Source organism: Microcoleus sp. PH2017_24_DOB_U_A, assembly GCF_020738205.1.
GTDB lineage: Bacteria > Cyanobacteriota > Cyanobacteriia > Cyanobacteriales > Microcoleaceae > Microcoleus.
In genome coordinates this window covers 17,245-33,851 of sequence record NZ_JAEQCT010000082.1, presented here as the reverse complement: position 1 = coordinate 33,851, position 16,607 = coordinate 17,245, and the positions used below count along the sequence as shown (strand labels likewise).

Annotated in this window: 17 protein-coding genes; 4 read left to right on the top strand and 13 right to left on the bottom strand. The window is 45.7% G+C overall.

All coding sequences use genetic code 11. The annotated features are described in order from the left end of the window. Positions 1-32 precede the first annotated feature (32 nt). The 4 genes from JGK07_RS22680 to JGK07_RS22665 form a co-directional block, all read right to left on the bottom strand. Complete coding sequence (locus JGK07_RS22680; protein ID WP_293182211.1) at positions 33-218, bottom strand: hypothetical protein; 186 nt, start codon at positions 216-218, stop codon at positions 33-35. A gap of 28 nt (positions 219-246) precedes the next feature. Then, positions 247-927 carry a GIY-YIG nuclease family protein gene (locus tag JGK07_RS22675; RefSeq protein WP_293207879.1) on the bottom strand — a complete coding sequence of 227 codons (681 nt, stop codon included), beginning with the start codon at positions 925-927 and terminating at the stop codon, positions 247-249. Between the two features lie 170 nt (positions 928-1,097). Next, a complete protein-coding gene (locus JGK07_RS22670) occupies positions 1,098-1,961 on the bottom strand; it encodes an aldo/keto reductase (protein ID WP_293207877.1) in 864 nt (287 codons plus the stop codon). 429 nt (positions 1,962-2,390) lie between these two features. Then, positions 2,391-3,185, bottom strand: a complete 795-nt coding sequence (locus JGK07_RS22665; RefSeq protein WP_325315485.1) for an ABC transporter permease — start codon at positions 3,183-3,185, stop codon at positions 2,391-2,393. A 461-nt stretch (positions 3,186-3,646) separates the two neighbouring features. Between JGK07_RS22665 and JGK07_RS22660 the strand changes: the two genes are divergently transcribed. Beyond that, positions 3,647-4,720, top strand: coding sequence for a radical SAM protein (locus JGK07_RS22660; protein WP_293182205.1), 1,074 nt, complete (start codon positions 3,647-3,649; stop codon positions 4,718-4,720). A 419-nt stretch (positions 4,721-5,139) separates the two neighbouring features. On the opposite strand, the gene ndk is transcribed toward JGK07_RS22660, so the two are convergent. Continuing rightward, positions 5,140-5,589, bottom strand: coding sequence for a nucleoside-diphosphate kinase (gene ndk, locus JGK07_RS22655; RefSeq protein ID WP_293182203.1), 450 nt, complete (start codon positions 5,587-5,589; stop codon positions 5,140-5,142). Between the two features lie 644 nt (positions 5,590-6,233). Between ndk and JGK07_RS22650 the strand changes: the two genes are divergently transcribed. Further along, positions 6,234-6,989 (top strand): hypothetical protein, encoded by a 756-nt coding sequence (locus tag JGK07_RS22650; protein ID WP_293182201.1) that lies wholly within the window; start codon positions 6,234-6,236, stop codon positions 6,987-6,989. Between the two features lie 222 nt (positions 6,990-7,211). Here JGK07_RS22650 and proB read toward each other — a convergent pair whose 3' ends face one another. The 8 genes from proB to JGK07_RS22610 form a co-directional block, all read right to left on the bottom strand. After that, the gene (gene proB, locus JGK07_RS22645) at positions 7,212-8,321 is read right to left on the bottom strand and encodes a glutamate 5-kinase (RefSeq protein ID WP_293198983.1); all 1,110 of its coding nucleotides are present in this window, start codon (positions 8,319-8,321) and stop codon (positions 7,212-7,214) included. 313 nt (positions 8,322-8,634) lie between these two features. Then, entirely contained in the window at positions 8,635-9,156 is a 522-nt protein-coding gene (locus JGK07_RS22640; RefSeq protein WP_293182197.1) for a YqeG family HAD IIIA-type phosphatase, read from the bottom strand. A gap of 375 nt (positions 9,157-9,531) precedes the next feature. After that, positions 9,532-10,656, bottom strand: a complete 1,125-nt coding sequence (gene mltG / locus JGK07_RS22635) for an endolytic transglycosylase MltG (protein ID WP_293182195.1) — start codon at positions 10,654-10,656, stop codon at positions 9,532-9,534. A gap of 358 nt (positions 10,657-11,014) precedes the next feature. Next, on the bottom strand, positions 11,015-11,590 hold the full coding sequence (locus JGK07_RS22630) for a DUF3727 domain-containing protein (RefSeq protein WP_293182193.1): 576 nt from the start codon (positions 11,588-11,590) through the stop codon (positions 11,015-11,017). A gap of 29 nt (positions 11,591-11,619) precedes the next feature. Beyond that, positions 11,620-11,862, bottom strand: a complete 243-nt coding sequence (locus tag JGK07_RS22625) for a hypothetical protein (protein WP_293182191.1) — start codon at positions 11,860-11,862, stop codon at positions 11,620-11,622. Positions 11,863-11,898: 36 nt separating this feature from the next. Further along, positions 11,899-12,360, bottom strand: a complete 462-nt coding sequence (gene ruvX, locus JGK07_RS22620; protein WP_293182189.1) for a Holliday junction resolvase RuvX — start codon at positions 12,358-12,360, stop codon at positions 11,899-11,901. A gap of 217 nt (positions 12,361-12,577) precedes the next feature. Further along, on the bottom strand, positions 12,578-13,897 hold the full coding sequence (locus JGK07_RS22615) for a GNAT family N-acetyltransferase (protein ID WP_293207871.1): 1,320 nt from the start codon (positions 13,895-13,897) through the stop codon (positions 12,578-12,580). 503 nt (positions 13,898-14,400) lie between these two features. Continuing rightward, positions 14,401-15,588 carry a F420-0:Gamma-glutamyl ligase gene (locus JGK07_RS22610; protein WP_293198979.1) on the bottom strand — a complete coding sequence of 396 codons (1,188 nt, stop codon included), beginning with the start codon at positions 15,586-15,588 and terminating at the stop codon, positions 14,401-14,403. A gap of 210 nt (positions 15,589-15,798) precedes the next feature. On the opposite strand from JGK07_RS22610, the gene JGK07_RS22605 reads away from it, so the two are divergent. Both JGK07_RS22605 and JGK07_RS22600 read left to right on the top strand, forming a co-directional pair. Then, positions 15,799-16,215 carry a XisH family protein gene (locus JGK07_RS22605; RefSeq protein WP_293182184.1) on the top strand — a complete coding sequence of 139 codons (417 nt, stop codon included), beginning with the start codon at positions 15,799-15,801 and terminating at the stop codon, positions 16,213-16,215. Next, the gene (locus JGK07_RS22600; RefSeq protein ID WP_293193205.1) at positions 16,203-16,544 is read left to right on the top strand and encodes a XisI protein; all 342 of its coding nucleotides are present in this window, start codon (positions 16,203-16,205) and stop codon (positions 16,542-16,544) included. The genes JGK07_RS22605 and JGK07_RS22600 overlap by 13 nt, the downstream gene beginning before the upstream one ends. The last annotated feature ends 63 nt before the right edge of the window (positions 16,545-16,607 follow it).

Below are 16,607 nucleotides of genomic sequence, written 5' to 3'. Positions count from 1 at the left end.
TTGTATTACCAAATTCCGTAGGAGCGGGTTGATCAACCATCTATAATTACCATCCCAAATATTAATAAACCCGCCCCCACCCAACCAAAAAATTGGATGACAATAATCTCAGAAACCGGGTTTCTTCCTATACTTCTCGTACTTACCCCAAATTTGTCGAAGAAACCCGGTTTCTCGCCACCTACAAACATTTGATGTTCTTCCAGTTCGCTTGACAACAAACGAAACTTTATCTAGCACCGCATATTATTTTTCAGACTTTGTTTCCTGGGTTTGCGATTGAATCACCGCACTCCAATCATCATCATTATTAACAACAGCTTCCAGATGTTGGTGTCCTTCCCCATCACTTTTAGCCGCTGTTTCCAACTCTTTGCTAAGAGTAGAATCTGCCATTGCTTTACGCAATTTTAGCTTCTTTTCCTCATAAGCTTGTTGCTCAGCCGCCGACATTGCCGATCGCGCTGCTTGACCCACCGTACTCGCCCACATCTCGCTCTGGGCGCCGTTTCCAGGCGGAATACTGCCGATTTCTGCAATCCAAGCATCCCGCAAACTTTCCATTTCTTCCCGCTTTGGGAATTTAAAAGTTTGCACCCGCACAAAAGCACAATTTTCCGCGCCGTTTTGGGCAATGTGACCGTTGATTGAAAGCAGAATGTTTCGCGAATAACCTACATATTGAGTGTTGCGAGAAGAGTCCGTGACAGCGTAAACACCGGCAACTTTCGCATTGCTTGCTATCATCCGCCAAGTATCGATCGACATTACTTGCGTACCGTCATTTTCTAATTCAGAAATAGCAGTCGATGCGCTATGTTCTGAGTCGGAACTGTATAAAAAATTGTGCAGTCCTTCATGGGCGACAGGTACGTTTTGATGTTCAATTGCTACGTCTCGATCGGCATTCACTTGATTAGCTTCCATAAAACTCAATTCCTCACAAAGGGGTAATTTTACTAATTAAATCTGTCGTATTATAAGCTACTCTGCATTCAAATTATATATCAAGAAATTATCAAAATCTTGTGGGGCGATACTCAGAGCATCACCCCAAATATGCAACTTAAATGCGTAACAGCTTATCAGTGAAGTTTCTAACTTGCTGCAATTTGTTGCAATTCTTCATCAGTCAATTTAACTTCGATCGCCTTTACGGAGTCCTCAATGCTCGATAATTTTGTAGCCCCGGGAATCGGAACGACACAGGGCGATTTTGCCATCAACCAAGCTAATACTATACAGTAAACTGAAACGTTTTTTTCGGCAGCTAATTTGGCGATCGCAGGCATATCTTGCAAGCTAGTGGCCCGACGGCTTCCCCCCAAAGGACTCCAGGGGAAAAATGTCAGTTTTTCGGCTTCGCAATATTCCAGTACACCGTCGGATTCCGGCTGTCTGTGCCACGGATTGTACTGATTCTGCACCGAGACAATTTCTACTGTATCGCGGGCGCGTTTGATCTGCTCTACAGAAAAGTTGGAAACTCCGATAAATCGAACCATTCCTGCTTCTACTGCTTCTTTTGCGGGTGCTAGGGCTGCTTCGATTGTATAGGCTGGATCGGGCGAGTGATATTGCCAAAGGTCGATCGGCTTTTGACCGCCCAAAGCGTCAAAACTTTCGCGAATTGTCTGCCGTAAATGGTGGGGATTACCGTTGCGCGTCCAGGCACCTTGAGGGCGCATTAAACCACCTTTCGTTGCCACAGTAACAGCCCGAATATCTCCCGTATACTCTTGCAAAGCTTTGGCAATCAAATGCTCGTTGTGGTGTTTGTCAGATTCATCTTGGCAATAAGAATCTGCGGTGTCAATCAGAGTAACGCCCAAATCGAGGGCGCGGTGAATTACCGCAATTGATTCCGCTTCTGGCGGCCGGCCGCTTAACGACATAGGCATACCACCCAGACCGATCGCACTGATATTAAAATTACTGTTGCCCAGTTTTTTTCTTTTCATTCGTTGGCCCTCGTTTGCGTAGTTGATTGAGAGTTTAGATTTCAAGGATATGTAGAAATTTTACTGTTTTTTTGAGAATATAACTAGATAGGGGGAAAAATATTTATCCGTCCGCTGTACTGCATTCAAACTGTATATTTTCATGTACTATTCCCGACTGGTCAAACCTTCTCTCGTTGGGATCATCTCAGTTTTGTAAAAAGCATTTTTTTATTGTAGTGCTGTCCCCGCTCGCGTATTGTACAACACGCGAGCGGGGACAGCACTGTAAATGCAAAACTGAGATGATCCCTCTCTCGTTTTTCACCACAAATAATTGGTTTAAAACGGGAACCCCGATCGGGAGAAATCAAAAAAAGACGATTCATTACTCCAATCCTCTTCCTTCCAGCTTAAGCGCTGTCAACTGTCAACTGTCAACTGAATGAATCAACTCGAAGCGCTGGTGTAAAAGCGGAGTGCAAATTGCCAGAAGTACCGGGAGAAAAATAAAAGCCCGATCGCCAAAATTCCCGCCCCTGCGATCCAAACCATGTCACCTCTGCCCAGCATGGCTTCTGCCGGCACAGTAGTCAAGAAGGCAACGGGCACTACAAAAGTGAAGAAAAATCGATAAGCTGCGGGATAAGCTGCCATCGGAAATCTACCCGCTTCTAACAATCCTCTCAGGACTTCGGTAACGTTATAAATCTTGACAAACCAAATGCTGGTTGCACCCAGCATAAACCAAATACTGTAAAGAGTAATAGTGCCAAATAACAACGGTATTGCTGTTAAAAAATAGTTGCCTATTCCTACTCCCAATTTATTAGCAGCATACAGCAACAATACGGTGCCGAAGATTAAATCCGGGATTCCCCAAGGGGAAACTGTGTTTGCAGATAGCCAGAATTGGGAACTGATGGGTTTGAGGAGGACAAAATCGAGAGTACCTTGCTGGACTCGATCGACAATACGGCTGAGGTTGGGCGCCAGAAAAGTTGACGAAAACCCCTGCAAAACCGTAAAAATGCCGAGTACAACTAAAGCTTCTTCCCACGAATAGCCAGAAAAGCTGTAGCCAGTACGGTAAAACAGCGACAGGCCAAACCAACTACCAGCAAGGTTTCCGAGGCTGCTGAGGGTTGCGAGGACAAAGTTGATCCGGTATTCGAGCTCCGCTGCGATCGCTGCACCCCAGAACAATTTCAGTACGTGCAAATATCGTCCCATGTTTATCGCCATTTTTTTCCGTTGAAATACTTAAATTCCTTCATATTTTAAAGGTTGTGTGAAGCTAAATGCTGTACGGACACCTTATTTCATTATAACTTTAAGTTATTGGTACTGCATACTTAAGTAATTTTACTGAGCCAAATTATTAAGTTTTTTAACAAATTTTCAGTAAGATTTACAATTTATTGATTTAAGTCAATTTCAGGCTGATACTTTCTGCCACTTATTAAGCAGGATTCATCTTTAAACACAAATAATCGCTTGATACATTTGAAATACTAATATGTTACAATACTTCATATTATAAAATTTTAAAAATCATCTACCTATATCCCAAAGAGACGATTAGGATGGTGCATACGTACTCACGAGGAATAGGTAACGAGGAATAAGGAGAAATACGTAACCCTACTTACCAAGCTCGATTTCATAACATTGACTTAAGTAACAACACGTAAGGGAACAAAAACATGGATGCTTTAACTTTATCCAGACTGGGCGTCAAACACACCAAGAGTGCAGTAGCCGAATCGCTGCGGATCAATACAGGGCTAGACATGACAACCCCAGTTACTTTTTACGGGATTGTCAACGAGCACTGCAACGTGAAATGCCGTCAATGCGAGTATTGGCGCCTCAAAGAATATAAAGACGAAATGACGATCGAAGATTGGCAAAATGCCCTGTTGAGTGTCAAAGAATTTATCGGCGAATTTTCCATCAACTTTAGCGGTGGCGAACCTTATATTAAGAAAGGTTTTCTAGACTTGCTGACATTTGCCAACAAAAATGGCATCCACGCCGGTGTCACCACAAACGGCTATTGTATGACTCGGGAAAATGCAGCGAAAACTGTAGCGGCGCGTCCTTTTAATGTGAATATGTCCGTTGACGGGCCGAACGCAGAATTGCACGATTATTTGCGCGGTCAACCCGGATTGTTTGACAGACTTTCCAAAGGAATCGTTTATCTGCGCGAAGAACAAGAAAAACAAAACGTCCTGTTTCCAATCAACGTCAAACCAACTATCAATCGGCTCAACTTCCGCCACCTAGAGGAAATTGTAACCTGGGCGAAAGGAATTGGAGCCACGACGGTGAACTTCCAACCAGTCAACCGCTGGACACCAGAAACCTATTCGGAATTGTGGGTAGAAGAAGAAGACAGGGAAGAATTTTCACAGGTAATTGAGCGCTTAATAGATATGAAGAAAAACGGCGCACCAATTATGAACAGCGATGAAGTATTGCGTTTGATGGTTCCTCACTTCCAGGAACAAAAAGCTCCTGATTCGACTCGGCCTTGTCGTGTTGGACTCCGCAATTACTGGATTGATACGCGCGGCGATGTAAAATTGTGCGATGAATATCCGGTGATTGGCAATGTGAAAGAGACCAGTGCCCGCGAGATTTGGTACGGCGAAAAAGCTCAGGAAGTCCGCCGTGATACCTTGAATTGTGGCAAGTTGTGTCTGATTACTTGTGTGTCGCAAAAGACGATTTTGGACAAGGTGAAAATGGGCATGAAGTTATTAAAGAATTGAGGTTTGAGCAGTGTTAAAATTGCTGGTGTTCATGGTAGCCGGGTTTTGGTAAAAAACCCGGTTTTTTGTTTGATGAATTGTCTTGAGGTTTGTAGTAAAAACTTTAGTCCTCAATTTTTTAAAGAGTTATAGTTGTAGTGTGTGTGACCGCGAAAAATCCTGATACATACCAGGGACTATGAATTTTCACGCACCCTTTTCTACCATTTTTACACAGTTTTCTGGGATTTGGGTGCGTTTAATTCTCTCGCTGCGTGGCGATAAACCGGGTTTCTCCGACAATTTTCGGTGGATTACGAGAGATAAGGGAATCAACCCGGTTTCTGGGATTTGGGTGGTCAAAAAAAATATATAAATGCGACTTGATTATTATGAAAAATAAGAATATCTCCCGATTAACAATCGGGAGAACATCAAAACTACTCCACAGTCCAAGGACTCAAACAAGGAGTCCAAGCACTTAATTCTTCAGGTTTAAACCAGAGACTAATTTCCTGATTTGCAGTCTCGACAGCATCAGAACCGTGAATAATATTGCGACCAACATTCACAGCCAAATCGCCGCGAATTGTTCCCGGTTCAGAATTCAGAGGATTTGTCGCGCCAATCATTTTTCTCGCCGACGCCACAACGCCGCCCCCTTCCCACACCATCGCCACCATCGGCCCGGAAGTGATGAAGTCTACCAGTCCCGCAAAAAACGGTCTTTCTTTGTGTACGGCGTAATGCTGTTCGGCTAGTTCGCGACTCGCCGTGATTAGCTTCATCCCAACTAGCGTAAAGCCTTTGGCTTCAAAACGACCGATAATTTCGCCGACGAGTCCGCGCTGTACGCCGTCGGGCTTAATCGCTAAAAAAGTCCGTTCCAAGATTAACTCCTATTGTTTTCTTAACCGATCCAAAAGACAGAGTAGCTCACAATGCACCTAAAGGCAATTCTGGGAAGAGCAAATTGTTATTTGTAGACTTACAGGACTCACGCATTAATTAGGTATTTCTGTCATGGCCAGCTACCCCTTGCGATCGCAAAATCTGTGTGTTTAATCGCAGGATCTATTTTAAATCGGTTCTGCTTAAGTCCTGACTTAGATCGTGTCAGTCTAAATACTTATCTGCGCTACGGTTGCAATAGCAGAGAAAAATAGTCTCAGACCCCTGCGATTGCTTCACTTCAATGCCTTACGTTCACAATGACATCTTTTCAACAGTTGACAGTTGACAGTTGACAGTTGACAGTTTGAGAGCCACCTCTACCTAGAAGTCCGAGGATTGGAGTAATGAATAGTCTGATTTTAATTTCTCCCGAGCAGGGAGAGGCTTTCAACTAATTCTTTCTGGTAATTTTCCATAATATGATGCAAATCACATTATTTTGTGACGGCAAACACGCTAAGTATACGATCTAAAATACACATATGTATGACAAGAAACACAATTACTTAGACTCACAAACATAGATAATTAATGCAGGGATCGAGATTATCTTGAGAACAGCCACTCCGAGGAAAAAGCTATGAAAGAGATTATGGCATTCATTGCACAAAAAAAAGATGAGTTTGCAAAATTGCCGTTATTTGAATTTCTAGCTAATAAACACATTCACCCGAATCAACGACTAATTTTTGCACCTGTACTCGATCCTTTGGCTATGGGCTTGAGTGATTTAAACAAGTACGTCCTCCGAGACTCTTCCAGCAATAACAAGGTTCAGGAACTGATTAACAAATATACTTACAAAGAAAACTACTACTGGTACGGGTATCTGCAACATCTAGAGACATTGGGTTTCAACAAATTAATGAGTTACGGGGACTTCAGGCTGCTTTGGGGTGAAGAAACTAAAAAAACTCGATCGCTCTGTTCGGTGCTGGAACGCTACGCTTGGAAAGCCTCTCCCATTCAGAAACTGGTGTTAGCCGAAGCCTTGGAAGGAACCGCCACAGTTTTTTGTGAGGCGGCGCTAGCAGTGATCGTGGAATTAGAGAAAATCAATAAAAAAGAATATATTTATTTGGGAGGAAGTTATGTTGGTTTGGAAAATCATCAAATTTTAAATACACCGGAGATGTTGCAAGTTTTAGCAGAGATAGAACTTTCTGATGCGGAACGCCAAGCAGCTTTAGAATTAGCACAAAATGTATTTGAACTATTTACAGAAGCGATGCACGAGCTATTTGGACACAGTACAACAAATTCTTGCAAAACTGTGCTGCAAGTATCCTCTATTTCTGCGTTCGATCGCACTCTTGACTGTTTAGACGTTTGTTAAGAAGACCGTTGAAACCGCGTCTATACAAGCACTCACCCCACGAGAGAAGACGCTCGCGAATGGAATTCGCGCCTGGGCGAATGGAATTCGCGCCTACACAAAGAAAACCCGCCTCCGCGGGTTGAAGAGCCGGCAGTTAAAATTATGTTACCTTCTTCAGTCCGCGGAGGCGGACATCGTTTGTGTAGATGCGAATTCCATTCGTACGTCTTATTTTAATAATTAAACAATCACTAAGTTATCTCGGTGTACTGCGGTTTCTACGCCTGCATAACCTAAAATCTCAGCAATTTTATCTGATTTGCACCCTTTGATTTGTCTCAACTCTAAGCTGCTATAATTGACAAGTCCCCTCGCAATTTGTTTGCCTTCTCCGTCGCACAACTGCACGGAATCATCAGCTTGAAATTCTCCTTCTACTTGAGCAATTCCCGCAGCTAACAGCGATTTTCCGCCGTGGGAAATTGCCTTGACAGCACCCGGATCTAAATAGAGTTTTCCGGCTGGAATTAAGACGTTGGCTATCCAGTGTTTTCTAGCGTTGACTGGGCGCGGTTGCGGCTCGAATTGAGTGCCGATCGCCTCGCCGTTCAATATTTTCTCAATATTACCAGGAAAGCAGCCGTTGGTGATGACTGTGCGTACTCCTGATGCTGTGGCGATTCTGGCGGCTTCAATTTTTGTCACCATTCCGCCGGTTCCCCAACCGCTGCGGGAATCTCCTGTTTGTACGTCCAATGCTGTGAGTTGTGCCATGCTTTCTACTAGGGCGATCGGCTGTGCGTCGGGATTGCTGCGCGGATCTGCTGAATACAGCCGATCGACATCCGTGAGCACAAACAACCAATCTGCTTCTACCAAACTCGCTACTAGCGCCGAAAGCGTGTCGTTATCGCCAAATTTGAGTTCGTCTACCGCTACAGTATCGTTCTCATTGACGATCGGAATTACGCCCAATTTGAGCAGTTGCTGAAACGTATTGTAGGCATTAACATACCCGTTGCGCTGTACTAAATCGCCTCTGGTGAGCAATACTTGGGCGATCGGCTGTTGTAGAGTAGTGAACAAGTCATCGTAAACGCGCATCAGCCGCCCTTGTCCGACGGCGGCCACAGCCTGCTTCAGAGCGATATTTCGTGGGCGTTCCGTCAAGCCCAAGCGCGCGCAGCCCACTCCCACCGCACCGGAAGAAACCAACACTACTCGATGGCCTTGTTGCTGCAAACCGGCCAAAATCTCGACTAATGTAGCAATAGTTGAGAGAGCTAAGTTCCCGGTAGTCGATCGAGTAAGTGTCGAAGTTCCTATTTTAACAACAATAGTTTGAGTCATCGGTTATTAGTTATTAGTTATTAGTTATTAGTTATTAGTTATATTATCTGCGATCGCACGCCCGCAATCAAATTGATTTGTAGTGAAAAATGCAAGTCTTCATAGGAAGCATCTCAGTTTTGCATTTGTAGTGCTGTTTGCGATCGCGATCGTTGTATAATTGGCGATCGTTGTATAATTGCCGATCATTGTATAATTGCGGAGCGGGGACAGCACTAATGCCAACTGTCAACTGTCAACTGCCAACTGCCAACTGCCAATTGCCAACTGCCAACTGTCAACTGTCAACTGTCAACTGTCAACTGTCAACTGACTACTTTCTGCTATCAAGAGAAGCACCCAAAGCTTGAGACACCCAAACTTCAAAAGAACGCACCGGATACTTGCGAAGCGCATACCCAGCATCAACCATTGGCTCAACTAAAATAGTAAACATACCCAAACGATTGCCGGCCAAAACATCAGTAAAAAGTCGATCGCCCACCATCGCCACCTGTTCCACCGGCAAATTCATCGCCGTCACCGCTTTTCGCAACTTGCGCCGCGACGGCTTAGCCGCACCAGTGATGTAAGGTAGATTCAAAGACTCAGCAATTCGACCGATCCGAGTCTGACTTAAATTATTGCTCGCCAACCACAGCGATACTATAGGTTTAATTTCTGCCACCCACAGGCTGAGTTCCTCAGAAGCATTCATTGCTGTAATGGGAACGAGAGTTTCATCCACATCCAACACTAATCCTTTAATATGATATTTCTCAAGAATATCAGCCGTTAAATTTACGACCGAATTGCCTAGAACTAAGTCTGGCTGTAGTAGTTTTCCCCAAGTCATAATGATTTTAGATTTTAGATTTTAGATTTTAGATTGAGAAATAAGAAGCGGGAAGTTAAACATTCAAAAAGTCAAAAGTAAAAAGTCAATAATTATGGCTTTTGCTTTGTAATATCGTTTTCGTTTGCATCCGAATCAGCATTTTCGGAGTGTAGTGCTGTCCCGCTTGCTCATGAGAAGCCTCAAACGCTCGGTATAATTCCGATGTAGCCGAATCCAATATAACTTTTGACTTTTTACTTTTAGCGGTTCTCAAGCGTGGTGAGGTATGCCCACGGAGGCTGCCCTATGCCCTATGCCCTATGCCCTATGCCCTATGCCCATGAGTACCTCATATGAAAGCTCGAAAGGCTATATGTATTAGTCCTTGGCCATCTATTGACCCGATCGCACTTTCTGGTCAACTTGAGCCACAGCAGCATCGTGTTCCGCCTGAGTGCGGCTGAAAATGTGAGTGCCGTCGTATCGAGCCATAAAATACAGGTATTCTGTATTTTCAGGAGCCAGAGTCGCTTCCAGACTTGCGATTCCCGGAGCTGCGATAGGAGTTGGCGGCAGCCCTACATTCATATAGGTATTGTAGGGAGAAGGCGTTTCCACCTGCTTAAAAGTCAGAGGTTTCTCCTTGGTTTGTCTGATGCCGAGGGCGTATTCCACCGTCGGATCGGAACCCAATTTCATGCCCTTATTCAAGCGACTGGTAAATACCCCAGAAATGCGATGGCGTTCGGAAGCAACCACAGCTTCTTTTTCTACAATACTCGCCAGCGTCACCCATTCTTTCAAAGAAAGCTTAGTATTGTTCTGATTTTTTTGAAAGACCGGTAAAGCTATCCGCTCGAAACGGCCGAGCATTTGTTTGATCACAGCTTCCGGGCTGACTGCATCGCCGTCTAACTGATAGGTATCCGGGTACAAAAACCCTTCCAAATGAGGCAAGCCACTGGGTAGCCAAGGGTAATCAGCGTAGGGAACTTGACTCGCCGCCGCCATAAAATCCTTAGCCGGAAAAAAACCTTGGGCTTCAAAATAAGTGCTCATTTGTTGCAATGACCACCCTTCGGGAATCGTGAAACTCTGCTGTACGACTTCACCTTTCCAAATTTTTTCAGCAACCGCACTCAGAGGCTGAGTCGGTGAGAGTTGGTAAGTTCCGGCTTTAAAACCTCCGTCGCGGTTTTGCATAGTCAGCCAGCGGGCCCACATATTCCATGCTCCTGCCGATCGAATTAAGCCCGCCGCTTCCAAATCCTGCCCGATTTTTTGACTGGAAGTACCGGGGGGGATTTGAATCGAAACAGCAGCATCCTTGGACGGGGGAGTTGACTCGGCGGCTGTTTTAGGAGGGGCAGAAGCCCAGCTCCACCAAGCCCAGCCCTGCCAAGCGCCAACTCCCCAAATTGCAGGCAGCAACGCCAGATAAAACAACCATTTAGAGACTTTCGGGGATTTTTTTTGGCCCTCGCGCGCGCTGCCTTTGGTCAGTTGTTCTTTACTCATAATCCGTTGTCCTCGATAAGCGGCGATTAAGTAGCGACTAATGAGTGATGACCTGCGATTGATGACCGAAAAGTTACGGATACCAGCCCTTGAAAATATGCCCTTCACGCTGCCCAATTCTATAGCCCGAGCTGACAGGAAGGCGGAATCAGGGAAAAAGTTCGATCGACCGAGCAGTTGACTTTTGTCTAAAATAGTCAAATATTCTGCTTTTTGCCCTCATGCCTTCTGCAATTAGAGATTGCAGGTCGATCGAGTATACATCATCAACCCGAAGCGGGCGGCCACTCTTGACACCGCCCCTACTCTAAACCAGTTTCTTTGCACTTCACAAGCCCAGCAAAACTGAACTCAATATCTAATCAAGCTCATCAAAGAACTGATCTTCTAGCATCGGCAACATCGGTTCCAGCCTTTGGAACTCTTCTTCCGAGAGCAATTCAGGCTTGCCGTCATCATTCATTCGAGCCAAGATAAAAAACGGGTCTAGAGGTGTATAAATGGCATATTCCTGCTCTTCGTGATAGAAGCTGGTCAACCACATTAGTTCCTCGAACTCTGACTCCTCATCGGGATCGGCATTAGGCTCCAAATCCTCGTCAGGAAATTCCGGCAATTCACCAACTACAGTCAGTGTCACCGCCGTGCGCCGGAGTGTCAAGTTCTGCTCTTGCAGGACAACTTTAGCAGTATCAAAAATTGTGTCTATTTCGGTCTCGTCTTCTACAGGAATTGCTGCTTCGTCGGTATCGTCTCCGTGCCAAGTAAAAATTTCTACAGGAGAGTCGATCGGCAACAGCAAGGCGTATTCTTGACCTTCTAGGTTCATCGAATATTCTATGTTGCAAGTTAGCGATCGCCCAAATTCATCCGTCAGGGTGACGGACGTTTCGTGGGAATTACCATTCTCTTTGCGGTATGGGGATGAGGACATCGCGTGTATCTTAATTTTCCGTCAATAATTCAGTAATCTTTGCTTGACAATTGGGGATTTTCGTGGCGATATTGGGCCTCTTCGGGCGATCGCCAGTCCACAAACTTAAACCGCGAGACTCGCGACATTTTCCACAGGCGAGGAGTGCAGCGTTTAAATCTCAGCCGAGTCCAGAGCGACACTGAGGACAAATCACAGTTATGTGCTGCTTCAGTACCGAGGTTCTGGGGATTTTTCTCCCATGTGTCAACGCTTACAGGTGTGCGTAGCAAACTTGCACAACTAGGATATCACGCCTCTGTTACTACCTATGAGGATTGGGAATTGCGCTTTTGCTTTTGTCTGCGCTCGTCTAGCCACTGCTGCAAAATCAAGGCCGCTGCTTTGCGATCGATCAAACCCTTATGGCGCGACGGGGACATCCCTTGGGCTTGGATCAGTTCCTCGGCGCCCACAGAAGTCAGGCGCTCGTCGGCGTATTCTAGGGGGAGTTCTAAGGCGGTGGCGATGCGAGTGGCGTATTTCTGGACTTTTCGGGCTTGAGTGCCCACTTCTCCGTTGAGGGAGTAGGGCAGGCCAGCCACCAAAATTTGCACTCTTCGCTCTTCCACGAGTTCTCTGAGACAAGCTACATCTCGATCGAAGGACGATCGTACCAGAGTAGTAATCCCCGTAGCGATTAAACCAGTGCCGTCACATCCGGCGATGCCGACTCGTTTGCTGCCGATATCTAATCCGAGGGCTGAAATCCATAATTTTTCGTTGAACATCAATCAATTTTAGATTTTAGATTTTAGATTTTAGATTTATTTGTTTCTGAGCCGGATATTTTTTTACGAACCGCGAAGACGCGAATAACGCGAAGGAAGAAGGGAAGAAGTTGGGTTTTTTCGGTTTGTAGTGAGGACTTTAGTCCGCATAAATAAGAGGACTAAAGTCCTCACTACAAACCCTTAATTTAGCCGACATTATATCAGAAATTAAGTTCTACTCTGGGGCGTCGCCGTCGATCGGCAATTCCGGCAAATTCAGAGGCAAAATGCTGCTAGCATCTGTTGCTCCAGATTCAGGATTTTGGCTGTTCAAAGGGTTAACTTGATTAGCTTGATTTTTTCCGGAGTCCAACAAAAAGGGCTTAATCTCAGACGACGCGGGCCCTGTTGTGGCTTCTCCAGCCATCGGGCCGAGCCAGGACATCCTACCCGGTACGGGTTTGCGAGTTGGCTGGAAGCTTTGCAGCATTTCTGATAGCTGGAGTCCTTCGAGGGAGACTAACTTGGACTCGCGCAATTTGTGCCACACCGATCGCGACATCAGCAAGCTGTGTTCCAAACGCACGGCTCCAAATTGCTCTAAATAAGCTTCCCGTTCCGGCTGATAGTCGGCGGAAGCCAGTTGCAGGCTTTGGACTGGGAAATCTTGAACGAGGCGCGCCATTTGGGATAGCAGTTCGGGGTACAACCAAGTGTAGGCCGGGTGCACTGTCAGTTGGGCGACGTGCGGCTGTTGGCCGTTGCGGGATAGCTGTATCTGAAAATAGCCGATCGCAGCTTTGCGCTGCGGTTCAAATACGTAGGCGCTGACTACCTCTGTTTTGCTCAGCCACTGTTTGACACCTTCAAATAAGGCGCCGAAGAAACTGGTTTTGAAGTCTTGAATGTGCCGATCGAATACTTGACGTACTAACGGCGGCATAGACGCGGTATCGAGTTGATATAAAAATTGAGCGTCAGCGTTGCTTACGGGCAGCAGGTTGGGCAAATCTGGCGTCGCGGAGGCCATTTCTTGGAGGCGTTCCGGGGCGATCGACCAATAAGTCATCTGGGCCAACGGCTGAAATCCGTTCTGGCGGTACAAGGCCAGGGAAGTTTTATCGCCGACATTCACCTCTAGCAGCCAGGTGCGTGCCTCCCAGACTGCCTCGAAGCAGTACCGCATCAGCATCGAACCAATGCCTTTGCTGCGGGCTTCTGGATCTACCCCGACGCGATCGATCCGCCAAGTGCTGCGGGTGCGGTTGAAAGGAGAAATCTGAATTATGCCCTTAACTGTCCCCTCTTCTTCGGCAACATGGGCTCGAAACAGCGACTGACCAGGGTTGGGAAACAAGCTAAACAGCTTTAGCAGCCCGTACCAGCGACGAATCTGCTGAAACTTTTTACCTAGTACCAAGTCGCAGCTTGCGCCCTTGCGTTTTTCTGGTTGTTCGGCTGTTTCCACGCACAATTGTTCCATCGCCTCGATGTCGCGGTACTGAAACGGGCGAATCACAACCTGGTTTTGGTTTTGGGAGGGAAATGAAGTCATATAGAAATTCTCAAGTGGTTAGTGGTTATTTGTTATTTGTTATTGGTTATTGGTTATTGGTTATTGGTTAGTGGTTATTGGTTATTGGTTATTGGTTATTGGTTATTGATGTCAACTTAATGTCAAACGTACTGCTGGTCTTCTGTTTACCGCTGAGGCCAGATCCCCCCTAGCCCCCCTTAAGAAGGGGGGGACAGGAGCATTCTCAAAGTCCCCCTTCTTAAGGGGGATTTAGGGGGATCTGGCCTCAGCGGTAAACAACATATACAAAGGCTTTTAGCTTTAACTTGACAGGCTTTGGTTGGCGAGTCACTCACGAAAGTTGAGAACCCTAATAGCACGAAACTGGACAAGAAAATTAAAAAATCAAATATCTTTAAGAAAGGGGAAGAGTTAGGGAAGTTTTGAGTTCTTAACTTAGATTTTTTAATTCTTCACCCTTTCTTGGTCGATCTAAAATTAAAAATTTCAAATCATTTGTTTGACTTTTTAATTTTCAGTCTTCAACTCAAGATTTTGCTCGGCAGAGGTCGAATTAAAACGACTGGTGTTCGCTCGTCAGCATTCCCGGCGGGGTTGCTGCGTAACGCTTGCTCTAAAAATGTTACCGATAAATCGGAGGTCGCTGCTAATATCTTAACTGCTTTTAAGTCATTAGCGTCTACGATCGCCGCCGCAAGTCCAGTTTCTCGTTGAATTTCCTCTACAACTTGCTGGGGATTGTCCGGGCCAAGCACGATAAATTGGTCGAAGGGAGGCAAAGTTCCCGTAACATCGTCGATTAGCCTGGCTTGTTCCCCTGCAAGTTGGTAAAAGACTCCCGGTTTACCGAATATTTTAGCTATAGAGCCGATCGCAAATGCGGCCACTACACGCCAAGGCCCAACTACATCAACCAATGTCTGCATTCCGCAAGCGGTGGCCAAACTCGACATCGGCAAGAAAAACAAGCAGACTCGCTTGGCTACCCATCCGGGTTTGACTTCGCTGGGATGGCGGTAGCGTCCCTGCATCAAGGCTAAGGGAGTTTCGGCGAGGGCGACAATATCACCTTTGTTGGCGCGCGGTAACACGTAACGCTTGACAATTTCGACGGGATTGTCGAGTTCGGCGAGGATGTGGGTGCGAATTGGGAAGACTTCTGCAACGCCGACATTGCGGGCTGTGGGTACGGTGTCCGAGTTGGGAAATTGCAGCGGGACTACTACGTTGCGGACTCTGGGGATGCGCCCGCTTGGGCCGTAGGTGATGAAATGTATTTGCACCCAAGCTGACTGCAATTTGTTTAAATCTTGCCCTTGAATGTCTACGGAAACTTTAATTTTCGTGTTTTTTTGGGCTTTAACAATATAGCCGAACCAGTAATCGTCTGCTCTTGCTTCTGCGTCTTCGTGACCAGGAATGACTTTTGTCTGGGAAGTCACGCCGTCTAAACTTCCGTCTGACAGCAGTTTCACCTGTGCCCGCACATCTGGCAACATAATCTCGAACCGCTGTGTCAGATTGCGGAATTCCATTTCGCCAACCAACAGATAGCGGTTGGGTTCGTTTATGGCTAAGTGCCATTCTCCGGCTGTAAGTTCTAGTTTATTTGCACTCCCAGTCCGGCGATAGTTCAACTCTAGGCCCAATCCGCCCAATGCCAGCAGCGAACCGGCTGCTGCGATTCCTGTTGCTAAAGTCTCAATCACTCAAATCACCGCCAATAATATTTTGTGTTTACTGTAGTCGATCTCGGGTACTTCGAGATCCGATCCGGCAGTAATTGCATTTGCTGGGTTTGCTGGGGGGATGCCAGTTAGTAAATTTTGCTGTCAGCGGTTTGGATGTTGGCGGGCTGTGGGGATGGGATGTGCGATCGGTTGAGTTAAGATTTGAAATATCAAATTACTGAATTCGCGATGCCAGCTAAAGATATCTACCATGATGCCGTCAAGCAAGCGCTGATTAAAGATGGCTGGTTGATTGTAGCCGAAAACTATATGCTGGAATATGGTGGTGATAAACTTTATCCTGATATTGCCGCCGAAAAGTCGATAGCAGCAGAACAGCAAGGACGAAAAATTATTGTTGAGGTGAAGAGTTTTTTAGGCCGCTCTTTCATCAACGATCTAGAAAATGCAGTTGGTCAATATATCATTTATCGTAATGTTTTACAAGCCCAAAAATCTGAGTACGAATTGTATTTAGCGGTCGCAACTAGGGTTTATAAGGATGGTTTTCAAAAGAAACTCGCCCAATTAATTGTTGAAACTAATCGGGTGAAATTGCTAACTTTTGACACTGAAGAGGAGGTAATTGAGCGATGGATAAATTAGAGTATTATCGTCATTTGATTCGGAAAGTTTTAACTGAATATTACGAATTGGGGTCAAAATCGACCAATTCAAAGCTAGAAAATGTGCTGGTTTTTGACGAGGAACACGACAATTATTTATTGATGGTAATGGGTTGGCAGGGGGAAGAACGGATTAAGGTCAATACTATTCACGTGCGATTGCGGGATGGCAAAATTTGGATTGAGGAGGATTGGACAGAAGATGGGGTGGTGACAGATTTTTTGCAGGCTGGGGTTTCGCGGGAAGAGATTGTTTTGGCGTTTCATCCACCGCATTTACGGCAATATACAGAGTTTGCGATCGCTTAAGAAAGGCGATCGCCCTTCTAACTATCTCATCTAATTCGTTTAAAATTTAGATAAAAAGCAGCC